General features: G+C 45.0%; 12 protein-coding genes. All 12 read left to right on the top strand.

Annotation, left to right across the window (positions count from 1 at the left end; all coding sequences use genetic code 11):
- Nucleotides 1-53 precede the first annotated feature (53 nt).
- A protein-coding gene (gene prfB, locus R5H20_RS20465; RefSeq protein ID WP_100244896.1) for a peptide chain release factor 2 occupies nt 54-1,155 on the top strand; the annotation gives its coding sequence in 2 pieces (ribosomal slippage) (nt 54-125 and nt 127-1,155; 1,101 coding nt in all).
- A gap of 204 nt (nt 1,156-1,359) precedes the next feature.
- The gene (locus tag R5H20_RS20460) at nt 1,360-2,214 is read left to right on the top strand and encodes a YitT family protein (protein WP_006639243.1); all 855 of its coding nucleotides are present in this window, start codon (nt 1,360-1,362) and stop codon (nt 2,212-2,214) included.
- Between the two features lie 46 nt (nt 2,215-2,260).
- A complete protein-coding gene (gene cccB / locus R5H20_RS20455) occupies nt 2,261-2,584 on the top strand; it encodes a cytochrome c551 (RefSeq protein ID WP_006639242.1) in 324 nt (107 codons plus the stop codon).
- A gap of 359 nt (nt 2,585-2,943) precedes the next feature.
- Complete coding sequence (gene ftsE, locus R5H20_RS20450; protein WP_006639241.1) at nt 2,944-3,630, top strand: cell division ATP-binding protein FtsE; 687 nt, start codon at nt 2,944-2,946, stop codon at nt 3,628-3,630.
- Nucleotides 3,623-4,513 (top strand): permease-like cell division protein FtsX, encoded by an 891-nt coding sequence (ftsX, locus tag R5H20_RS20445; protein ID WP_006639240.1) that lies wholly within the window; start codon nt 3,623-3,625, stop codon nt 4,511-4,513. Before ftsE ends, ftsX begins: the two co-directional genes overlap by 8 nt.
- An 88-nt stretch (nt 4,514-4,601) precedes the next feature.
- Complete coding sequence (locus R5H20_RS20440; protein WP_006639239.1) at nt 4,602-5,870, top strand: murein hydrolase activator EnvC family protein; 1,269 nt, start codon at nt 4,602-4,604, stop codon at nt 5,868-5,870.
- A gap of 155 nt (nt 5,871-6,025) precedes the next feature.
- Complete coding sequence (locus R5H20_RS20435; RefSeq protein WP_006639238.1) at nt 6,026-7,084, top strand: tartrate dehydrogenase; 1,059 nt, start codon at nt 6,026-6,028, stop codon at nt 7,082-7,084.
- Between the two features lie 139 nt (nt 7,085-7,223).
- On the top strand, nt 7,224-8,660 hold the full coding sequence (locus R5H20_RS20430) for a carboxy-terminal processing protease CtpB (protein WP_006639237.1): 1,437 nt from the start codon (nt 7,224-7,226) through the stop codon (nt 8,658-8,660).
- A gap of 356 nt (nt 8,661-9,016) precedes the next feature.
- Nucleotides 9,017-9,370 (top strand): swarming motility protein SwrAA, encoded by a 354-nt coding sequence (swrA, locus tag R5H20_RS20425; RefSeq protein ID WP_034326694.1) that lies wholly within the window; start codon nt 9,017-9,019, stop codon nt 9,368-9,370.
- Nucleotides 9,371-9,709: 339 nt separating this feature from the next.
- A complete protein-coding gene (locus R5H20_RS20420) occupies nt 9,710-10,879 on the top strand; it encodes a PDZ domain-containing protein (RefSeq protein WP_087962539.1) in 1,170 nt (389 codons plus the stop codon).
- Nucleotides 10,880-11,005: 126 nt separating this feature from the next.
- Nucleotides 11,006-11,299: a DUF5316 domain-containing protein gene (locus R5H20_RS20415; protein WP_006639234.1), complete on the top strand. Its 294-nt coding sequence runs from the start codon at nt 11,006-11,008 to the stop codon at nt 11,297-11,299.
- A gap of 123 nt (nt 11,300-11,422) precedes the next feature.
- On the top strand, nt 11,423-11,656 hold the full coding sequence (locus tag R5H20_RS20410; protein ID WP_006639233.1) for a CsbA family protein: 234 nt from the start codon (nt 11,423-11,425) through the stop codon (nt 11,654-11,656).
- Nucleotides 11,657-11,705: the final 49 nt, after the last annotated feature.

Genomic DNA, 11,705 nt, shown 5'->3' with positions numbered 1-11,705 from the left:
GATGCACCTCTTTTTATTTTGACCGTACTGAATTTCATGATGAGGTGAAGGAAATGGAATTAACTGAAATCAGACAGGAACTTGAAAATATGGCTTCTCGATTAGCGGACTTTAGGGGGTCTCTTTGACCTCGAAGCAAAGGAAGCAAAAATAGCCGAGCTGGAAGAAAAAATGGCTGACCCGGATTTTTGGGGAGACCAGCAAAAGGCGCAGACGATCATTAATGAAGCGAACGCTTTAAAGGAATATGTGAACACGTATAAGGAATTAAGCGAGTCGCATGAAGAGCTGCAGATGACACACGATCTTTTAAAAGAAGATCCTGATGAAGACCTGCAAAATGAGCTCGAAAACGAACTGAAAAGCTTGACGAAGAAGTTTAATGAGTTTGAACTTCAGCTCCTGTTAAGCGAGCCTTATGATAAAAACAACGCGATCCTTGAGCTTCATCCCGGAGCCGGCGGAACAGAGTCGCAGGATTGGGGCTCGATGCTTCTCAGAATGTATACGAGATGGGCTGAACGCCGCGGATTTAAAGTGGAAACCCTTGATTACCTTCCTGGGGATGAAGCGGGGATTAAGTCTGTCACACTTCTGATTAAAGGCCATAACGCCTACGGCTATTTAAAAGCCGAAAAGGGCGTTCACCGGCTTGTCAGAATTTCTCCATTTGATTCCTCGGGGCGCAGGCACACCTCGTTCGTGTCCTGCGATGTCATGCCTGAATTCAATGAGGAAATCGATATCGAGATCAGGACCGAGGACATCAAGGTTGATACGTACCGGGCGAGCGGAGCCGGCGGTCAGCACGTCAACACGACAGACTCTGCCGTCCGGATTACCCACTTGCCGACAGGCGTCATCGTGACATGCCAAACAGAACGTTCTCAAATTAAAAACCGCGAACGCGCCATGAAAATGCTGAAGTCGAAGCTGTATCAGCGGCGGATTGAAGAGCAGCAGGCGCAGCTCGATGAAATTCGCGGCGAGCAAAAAGAAATCGGCTGGGGAAGCCAAATCCGTTCCTATGTCTTCCACCCGTATTCTCTTGTCAAGGACCATAGAACCAATACGGAAATGGGGAACGTCCAGGCTGTTATGGACGGTGACATTGACTCCTTTATTGACGCGTATCTGCGTTCTAAACTTTCGTAAATATAAGAGCACATCCGATGGGATGTGTTCTTTTTTTGCGGGTAAACCTGCTGTCAGTTGTCCATCCTAAGGTCGAGGTCCATGTGGACGGCCTTTTTTCCTCTGCCGCTTTATCCGATTAATACGTTATTTGGCTGTTATTTACTTACAATAGGCTACATGCTATACTCTCGATGGTATTAGACTTGGCGGGGGATGACAGAAATGACATTTAATAAAACGAGACATCATTTTTTTTCGGTTATGCGCGATTATAGCTATATTCTGATCGGTTCGGCGATTGTCGGAGTGTCATTTAATATGTTTTTGCTCCCCAACCGGATTGCAGCGGGCGGGGTCAGCGGAATCAGTACGATTTTGCAGACGTTTGGCTTTGAAGCGGCTTATGTGCAGTGGGCTTTTAACATCCCTTTATTTATAGCCGGCGTCCTGATACTCGGAGGAAAATTCGGGCTGAAAACGCTTGTGGGTTCAGTTTTTCTCCCGCTTGTCGTTTATTTGACGCGGGACATCAGTCCGGCGACCCACAATGCCCTCTTGGCAGCCATATTCGGCGGGGTCGGGATCGGAACCGGAATCGGAATGGTTTTCCTTGGAAGAGGTTCGACTGGCGGTACGGCGCTGGCAGCACAAATCATTCATAAATTCACCGGGCTGTCCCACGGAACATGTCTGGCATTGATTGACGGAATGATCGTGCTGTCGGCAATGTTCGTCTTTACTATTGAGCAGGGGCTTTACGCGATGCTTGGCGTTTATATATCAAGCAAAACTATTGATGTTATTCAGGTCGGGCTGAACCGCTCAAAAATGGCGATGATTATTACAAACCGGGAAGAGGAAATTCGCAAAGCGGTGCTGGTGAAGATCGACAGGGGCATTACAAAGATCTCGGCAGTCGGAGGCTATACAGATGATGAACGTCCCATTCTGATGTGTGTCGTCGGGCAAACCGAGTTCACAAAGCTGAAACAACTGGTAAAACATATTGATGAATCTGCTTTTGTCATTGCCATGGACGCTTCAGAGGTGCTCGGTGAGGGTTTTAAACGCGCGTAATCAAGGTTATAATAGTGGTTGATCTGTTAAAGGAGCTGACCTCAAAATGAAAAAGAAGCTGTTTACTCTGTTTTTAGGTGTTTCTTTTGTTCTTGCCGCCTGCGGAGGAAATAACGAAAGCAAAGACAACAATACAGGCGGACAGACGACTGCAAAAGACGGCGAGGAAATTTATCAGCAAAACTGCACCGGCTGTCATGGAAAGGATTTGGCCGGCGGTTCCGCCCCAAGCCTGAAAGAAGTCGGAGGCAAGCTTAAAGAGAGTGAAATCAAGGATATCGTTGAAAACGGCCGCGGCGGTATGCCAGGCGGACTTGCAAAGGGAGAAGAGGCTGAAGCGGTGGCAAAGTGGCTGGCAAAGAAAAAATAGCGGCTGCCTAAATGACGTTCCCGCTGAGCCTGGGGAAGGCGAAGGGACCATGTTCACTTTAATGTGAATATGGTCCCTTTTTCATTTGTAAAGAGTCTTTTTGACTATTTAAAAATGAGGGATTATCACGATTCACACCTTAAAAAAGGCCTAAAGTCCAAAGTTTTTGTCTGATTTTGCGTTTTTCCTATAACTTATGTCGGCATTGAAACAAAACTGTAATATCATTTTGTCTAATCATGACGTATAATGGGTGTTGTTGAAAAAGACAAGCATTTGCATTGACGTACATAAAGACAGAAAGCGACATACTTTCTCGAAGAGTATGACCGTATAAACATAAAAGATTAGGTGATTACATGATCGAAATGAAAGATGTGTATAAGACTTATTCCAACGGGGTGTCTGCGCTGAACGGAATAAGCATCTCAATACATCCCGGTGAGTTTGTTTATGTCGTCGGACCGAGCGGAGCGGGAAAATCAACTTTTATCAAAATGATCTACCGCGAGGAAAAACCGACCAAAGGGAAGGTTGTCATAGGCAATAAAAACCTGGCGCAGTTAAAAGAAAGAGAAATACCTTTTATCAGAAGAAAAATCGGTGTTGTATTCCAGGACTTCAAACTGCTTCCGAAGCTGACGGTATTTGAAAATGTCGCTTTCGCATTGGAAGTCATCGGCGAGCGCCCTGATGTCATCAGGAAAAAAGTGCTTGAAGTGCTTGATCTCGTTCAGTTAAAGCATAAAGCGAGACAATTTCCGGATCAATTGTCAGGCGGGGAGCAGCAAAGGGTCTCAATCGCAAGATCGATCGTCAACAGCCCGGACGTTGTCATCGCTGACGAACCGACAGGAAACCTTGATCCTGAGACATCCTGGGAAATCATGAAGACGCTTGAAGAAATCAACAACCGCGGAACGACGGTCGTTATGGCGACTCATAACAAAGAAATTGTTAACACCATGAAGAAACGGGTCATCGCAATCGAAGACGGAGTCATTGTGCGTGATGAAGCTAGAGGGGAGTATGGTTCGTATGATTAGAACTCTCGGACGGCATTTGCGCGAGAGCTTAAAATCTCTCGGAAGAAACACGTGGATGACTTTCGCATCCATCAGTGCTGTAACAGTTACACTCATCTTGGTCGGCGTATTTTTGGTCATCATGTTCAACCTTCTGAATATGGCATCAAACGCCGAAAAACAAGTGGAAGTCAAAGTTTTAATCGATTTAACTGCTAAACAGGATCAGAAACACACGCTTGAACAAGAGATTAAAAAAATATCAGAAATCAGCAGTGTTAAATACTCTTCAAAAGAAGAAGAGCTTAAAAACCTGAAAGACAGTTTTGGCGAGGATGGGAAAGTCTTTTCTATGTTTGATCAGGAGAATCCGCTAAACGATGCATATATCGTCAAAACAACGGATCCCCAAGACGCTCCTAAAGCAGCCAAAAAAATCGAAAAATTAGATAATGTTTATAAGGTAACCTACGGGAAGGAGAATGTGGACCGCCTGTTCAACATCAGTAATGTCGCCAAATTCATTGGAGGCGTACTGGTCGTCGGATTGCTGTTTACGGCCATGTTCCTCATCTCAAATACTATTAAAATCACAATTTTCGCGAGACGCAAAGAAATTGAAATTATGAAGCTTGTAGGCGCCACAAACTGGTTTATCCGCTGGCCATTCTTTATTGAAGGCCTGCTGCTGGGAGTCTGCGGTGCAATTATTCCGGTCGCTTTGTTGCTCTCAACCTATGATTATGTTGTTCAATGGATCGCACCGAAAGTTCAGGGAACGATTATCGAACTGTTGCCATACAATCCGTTTGTTTTCCAGGTTTCCGCCGTGTTAGTGCTGATCGGAGCACTCATCGGCGTATGGGGCAGCTTGATGTCGATACGGAAATTCCTAAAAGTATAGCCGGCTTGTTCTTCAGCCGGCCCTATTTTTCATGCTGGGACCTGTAAAAGCTGGATCCCTTGATTCTGAAGGCAAGGAGGAACCAAGGTTGAAAAGAAAGTTTATGACGCTGGGCTTAACCGCTTTACTCGGAACGTCGGCTGTTTTGCTTCCGTTAAAAAGCAACCAGGCTTCAGCATATGAAGACCTGGAGAAAAAAAAGAACGACGTCCAGAGCAAGCAGTCAAAAAACCAGACAAAGCAGGAAAAGAAGAAGCAGGAGCTTTCAGAGCTTGAATCAAAGGAAGCAAGCCTGAAAAGCGAGATTGAGAAAATAGACGGTCAAATGACTGATACGAATGAAAAACTGGAAAAGAAGAACGAAGAAATCGACAAGACGAAAAAAGAGATTGAAGAGCTGAAAGCACAGATTCAAGAGCTGAAAGAAAAAATCGAAAAGCGGAATAACATATTGAAGGACAGGGTTCGTTCCATTCAGGAAAACGGCGGTTCCAACCAATACATAGATGTTCTGCTGGGGGCAGAAAGCTTTGGTGACTTCATCAGCCGGGCCGGGGCTGTTTCAACAATTGTTGAAGCGGACAATGTTTTAATAGAAGAGCAGAAAAAGGATCTTAAGCTTGTTGAGGAAAAGGAAACGAAACTGAATCAGGATCTTCAAAGCCTTGAAAAAGCGCTGAAAGATCTGGAAAAATTAAAAAAGACGCTTGATGATCAGCAAAAGAAAAAATCGAAAGTGATGAAAAAGGTGAAGCATGATAAAGATCATGCCCACGCGGAGCTTGGTTCCCTTGAGAATGAAGCTGAGATTCTAAAGCGCCAGGATGAAGCGATTAAAGCCGAAGAAGCGTATAGAAAGAAGCAGGAAGCCGAAGAGCGGCGCAAAGCCCAAGAGGCTGCATCACAAAATTCCGGTAATTCAGAGGCTTCTTCATCCAAGCCGTCCGCTCCGAGCAGTTCAGGGTTTATCCGTCCTGCTGCAGGCACATTTACATCAGGATTCGGAAACCGTTCTCTCGGAAACCATTTCGGTGTTGACATTGCCAAGCGCGGTTCTGGTGTACCGATCTATGCGGCTGCATCAGGAACGGTTTACAACGCCCATTATTCGTCAAGCTATGGAAATGTCGTGTTTATTACCCATAATATCAATGGACAGACATATCAAACAGTTTATGCCCACATGTCATCCATTAAAGTTCACACGGGTCAGCGTGTCGAACAGGGCCAAATCATCGGGACAATGGGCAATACAGGCCAGTCCTACGGCCAGCATTTGCATTTTGAAATTCATAAAGGCCTGTGGAACAACGCGAAATCCAACGCTGTTGATCCGGCAGACTATATACCGCTGTAAGGCACGAATTGCCGGCTCGGTCATATTGACCAGGCCGGCTTTTTATTTTTCCTCCAAAATTTCTTTTCTGAATGTCTTGTCAGTACGCAGGACGGGGTATAGAATGAAAATGAAACAGTCGACCGTCGACAAATTAAAAAGTGGGGGATGAACTGATGAAAGGGTTCAGTATTGCGAGTATACCGGGAGACGGTGTGGGGAAAGAAGTAGTTCCTGCTGCACAGCGTGTTTTGAAAGCGATTTCAGATGTTCATGGCGGCCTGTCATTTGAATTTACAGAGTTTCCATATAGCTGTGAATATTATTTGGAACACGGGAAAATGATGGCTGATGACGGATTGGAGCGGCTGAAGGAATTTGACGCGATATTCTTGGGAGCGGTCGGCAACAGTCTGCTTGTTCCAGACCACGTGTCTTTATGGGGGCTCCTGATTAAAATAAGACGCGAATTTGAACAGGTGATCAACATCAGGCCTGCGAAGCTTTTGCAGGGGATCAGGTCTCCTCTGGCGAATCCCAACGATTTTGATCTGCTTGTCGTACGGGAGAACAGTGAAGGCGAATACAGCACTGTCGGCGGAAAAATGTATCAAAACGAAGATCAGATCGCGATTCAAAATAATGTGTTTTCAAGAAGGGGAACGGAGAGAGCGATGCGTTTCGCTTTTGAGATGGCGGCCAAGCGGAAAAAGCATGTCACAAGTGCGACAAAATCAAATGGAATCGTCCATTCAATGCCTTTCTGGGACGAGGTATTTCAATGTACGGCAAACGATTATCCTGAGATCGCAGCAGATTCACAGCATATTGATGCACTGGCTGCTTTTTTTGTCACACAGCCTGAGAGATTTGACGTCATTGTTGCCAGCAACTTATTCGGAGATATTTTGACTGACATCGGAGCGGCGATCATGGGAAGCATTGGAATTGCGCCCGCAGCAAACATAAATGTCAACGGCAAATATCCTTCCATGTTTGAACCCGTTCACGGTTCCGCTCCGGATATTATCGGAAAAGGAATTGCCAATCCAATCGGCCAAATCTGGACGGCGAAGCTGATGCTCGACCACTTTGGCGAAGAAGAGCTTGGAAGCAAGCTGCTGGATGTAATTGAAGACGTTTTGAAAAGCGGGTTTTTAACACCGGACATCGGAGGGACAAGCACGACTAAGGAAGTGACAGATGAAATCATCAAGCGTCTGAAAAGCCTGTAAAGAAAACTAAGAAAGCTGCCGGAAATCATTTCGGCGGCTTTTTTAGTTTCTTTATTAGAAAATCAATTACATAACAAAGCATTTTTGACGCATACTACATCAAGCAACAAAAAAGTGGAGCCAGATGAGGAGGTATAGGATGAATCAGAAGTTGATGCGGCTCATCGTTGCCGTCAGTCTGCTATGCGGTTTAATAGCGGGAATCGACCTCAATACATGGCATGACGATATACCGAAAGCTGCAGCGGCTGCGGGTGGCAGAGACGCAGCCAAAAACGATGCGATGGAGAAGATTGAGAAAGCATACGATCTGATCTCGAATGAATACGTAGAGCAGGTAGACAAGGAAAAGCTGCTGGAAGGAGCCATTCAAGGCATGCTTTCCACATTAAACGATCCCTACTCCGTCTATATGGATAAACAGACCGCAAAACGGTTTTCCGATTCTCTTGATTCCTCCTTTGAAGGAATCGGGGCAGAAATAGGAATGGAAGACAGAAAGATCATTATCGTCTCTCCTTTCAAAAGATCTCCGGCGGAAAAAGCCGGACTTAAGCCGAACGATGAAATTATCAGTATTGACGGCGAATCGATGGCGGGAAGGGATCTGAATGATGCTGTATTAAAGATCAGAGGAAAAAAAGGCTCGACGGTTACGTTGAAGGTTCACCGTCCGGGAATGAGGGATCAGCTTACATTTACGATCAAACGCGATGAAATACCGCTTGAGACCGTTTTTGCCTCGATGAAAAGAGTGAAGGGCAAGCCTGTCGGCTATATCGCGATTTCTTCTTTTTCCGAACATACGGCCAAGGATTTTACGGCAGAGCTGAAAAAACTTGAGAAAAAGGGAATTGATGGTCTTGTGTTAGATGTCAGGGGCAATCCTGGCGGATATTTACAAAGTGTTGAAGACATTTTAAAACATTTTGTGACAAAAGATCAGCCGTATATTCAAATTGCTGAGAGAAACGGCAATAAAAAACAATACTTCTCCAAATTGAAAGAGAAAAAACCTTATCCTGTAAGCGTAATTACGGACAAAGGCAGCGCATCTGCGTCTGAAATTCTCGCCGGGGCTTTAAAAGAAGCATCCGGGTATCATGTCGTGGGTGACCCTTCCTTCGGAAAAGGCACCGTTCAGCAGGCTGTCCCGATGGGCGATGGAAGCAATATCAAATTGACGCTTTATAAATGGCTGACGCCAAAAGGAAATTGGATCCATAAGAAAGGCATTCAGCCGACGGTTCCGGTCAAACAGCCATCCTATTTTTCGGTAGGGCCGGTTCAGCTGAAAGAGCCCCTTAAAACTGATATGAACACTCGCGAAATCAAACGGGCGCAGCTGCTGTTAAAAGGCCTGGGCTTTGATTGCGGGCGGTATGACGGCTATTTCAATGAAGGAACAAAAAAGGCTGTTGCTGCGTTTCAGGCGCAAAACAAACTGAAAAAGTCTGGAGTTATTGACCAAAAAACGGCAAATACTTTAAATCTCCGAATTGAGGAAAAAAAGCTGGATGAGAAAAATGATCTGCAGCTTCAAACCGCATTAAACGTGTTGTTTACAAAAAAGTGAGGGCCAGGATATCCTCACTTTTTTTTATTCTCAGAAAATAAATTCTCAATCTTTTTACCTAAAATTTTTGTTTTTTCATAAAAAAAACATTCAGAATGAATAAGAAATACCCGATAACATTAATATATGGGAGACTTTATAAGCGTGTAAACATGCAGTGAAAATGTAACTTTTGCAAGTTGTATTAACAGACGAAAGTTTTTAAAATAAGAAATAAAGCTTTCTAAATTATAATGTGTGCATTTTTTTTGCGGAGAATGTTAGCGCTGTTTGCGTTCTTCGTCTCTGTTTGGTGGAGTCGTCTAGCGCTTGCGCTTTTCTTTTCTTATATATAAATAAAAAATGGGGGTACACGATTGAAAAGGGCAAGTATTGTGAGAGAGAAAAAATACTATGAATTAGTGGAGCAATTAAAAGTTCGATCACAAGACGTTACGTTTTCCGCTACAAAGGCAGTAGGATTGCTTATGCTGTTCAGCAGATACCTCGTTAACTACACTTCTGTTGAAAGTGTGGATGATATCAATGAGGACTGCGCGGAACTTTATTTCAACTATTTAATGGACAACCATAAGCGCTTGGGCATCAATTTAACAGATATTAAACGTTCCATGCAGCTGATTGGAGATATCTTGGATGTCGAGGTGAATCACTACTTAAAAGACTTTTCTTTGTCCAATGTGACGCTTTGGATGAGTCAGGAAAAATAAACCCGCGTTTACCATACCCAAGCATTTTATTATTTGTTAGAATAATAATAAAATGCACCAGCTTGTCTGAAGGCGCTTGCATGCGTCCGCGAATGCAAAAGACAATTCGCCCGGCGGCTGCAACATGACGAAAGGCTAAGCGGCCGCCGGCTCAGGCGCTCCTGTCTGAAAGCCGCACGTCATCTCCTTCCGCAGCCGCCAGGACAAGCTGGCTTTCTCAAAATATCCAACGTGTAAAAGCTGTCGTTTTACAGATGGTTTTTATATGTTTGGTTTTAGGCGGTGAACGTTTCCTTGTCAGTTGAAGATACTCTAATTGAACTTTTAAAAGGAGCAGGAATGTTCTTTTTGCATCCGCTCTTCTATTTTATGATGATCATGAGTCTTGCTTACGGATATGCCCGGATCAAACGTGAAAGAAAAACATTTCATACGCGCATTGAAGATATACATGATGAATTCAAGTTTACATATTCTAAAGGGCTGTTGGCGGGTATCCTCTTGTCGATTGTCTCTTTCGGCTTGGGGATTCTGCTCCCTTTCGGAATGGTCGTCTTGATAGCGGCGGTGACCGCGATATCAGCCTTGACATTCAGACAGAGCCTGCTGTCATCGGCATATACGCTTGGACTGAGCATGGTGATCGGCTTCTGTTTCGATTATTTCAATCCGGAAGCGGCTGATGCCGTTCTTCCGCAGCTGTCCCTTGCCAATTGGTCTGCGGCTGCCGTTTTGCTCGGCCTTCTTTTGATAACAGAAGGGATATTGGCTTATAAAACGGCTCATGTGAGGACCTCTCCGTCGATTGTGATGAGCAAGAGAGGGCTTCCGATCGGACAGCAAATTGCGGGACGCACCTGGCTGTTGCCATTGTTTATTCTGATCCCGGGCGATGCGATCCAATCATCTGTTCCGTGGTGGCCGGTTTTGACATTCAATGGAGACGCCTTTCAATTATTATGGATTCCGTATATTATCGGCTTTGGCCAGAGAGTGCAGGGATCGCTTCCGAGCGAAAGCATCAAAATTACGGCAAGGCGGATCAGCATTCTCGGCGTCATCGTTTTGCTGATAGCTGCCGGGAGCATATGGTGGGCGCCGCTTGCCGCAGCCGCGGCAGGAGCCGCTATAGCGGGGAGAGCCTTTTTAACATGGAAACAGCGGGTTAACGACAATTCCGCTCCGTTTTACTTTTCAAAAAGAGATCAGGGGCTGATGGTGCTGGGCATCATTCCGAACACGCCGGCTGCAGATCTCGGCCTTCAGATTGGCGAGATCATCACGAAGGTCAACGGTACGGAAGTGAAAAATGTTGCAGATTTTTATGAAGCTCTTCAAAAGAACCGCGCCTTTTTCAAGCTTGAAGTGGTCGGCTTGAACAATGAGGTTCGTTTTGAGCAGAGGGCTTCATATGAAGGAGAGCACCATGAGCTCGGAATTATTTTTGTGAAAGAGGAGGGCTTTCCGTCTGGTAGAATTGAAGCTGCCGCATCTGAGGAAACCTTATAGCATATACCTAGAAAAAGCGTCATAGCAGGGCGCTTTTTCTTTGCTTCAATAAACCTTTTGCTTGTCATGTTCCGATCCGTTTGACCAGGGAAATCGGTATATCTTAAAAAAAGGAGAATGATAAAGATGAAGATGGCTTTTCTGGCCGGTCTTGCTGTTTGTCTCGTTTCGATAACGGCCTCCCTTGCGACGGGGGATTTGATGCTTGTCTTCAGAATTTCAGGGACGGCCGGTCTTGGCGCCGGGCTTCTTTCTGCTTTATTTTCGGGTGTGTTTATCAGCGGAGACCGTTTGAGGGGAAACCATCATTCGGAAACGCAGGAGCACAGAAAGGCGAATCACAAGACATCGAATGCCCTCGCTTTTTTCGCAATCCCCAATCTGCTGGCGGCGGGAATCTCATTCTTTTTTGCCTTTTAATGGGGCACTATCGAATAGCGCCGCTTTAAGGTGGGTAATATAAAGAAGTGAGTGTCTTGGTTTGTCCGTTTCTTTGTTCTTTAATATAATCAAATAAGATCAAGAAACGTGAGGGGGGTTTTTGTGTTTACAAAAGCCGTTTTTGCACTAATTTTTCCGTTCTTGCTTGTTTTGTTTTTTACAAGGGTGACCTATAACCATTATGTCGGAATCGCTCTTACCGCCGCTTTATTGTTTGCTTCCTATTTGAAAGGCTACACAGAAACCTTTTTTATTGTAGGACTTGATGTTGTTTCTCTTGTTGCCGGAGCGTTGTATGCCGCCAAAAAGGCGGGCGAAAAGAAGGAAGAGTCATAGAACCTTGAATTGTTTGCCGCGAAGCCCTGCTTTTGATCATAAAAGGAGG

The organism is Bacillus sp. KICET-3, from assembly GCF_033261025.1.
GTDB lineage: Bacteria > Bacillota > Bacilli > Bacillales > Bacillaceae > Bacillus > Bacillus sonorensis.
This window is presented reverse-complemented; position numbering and strand designations above follow the sequence as displayed.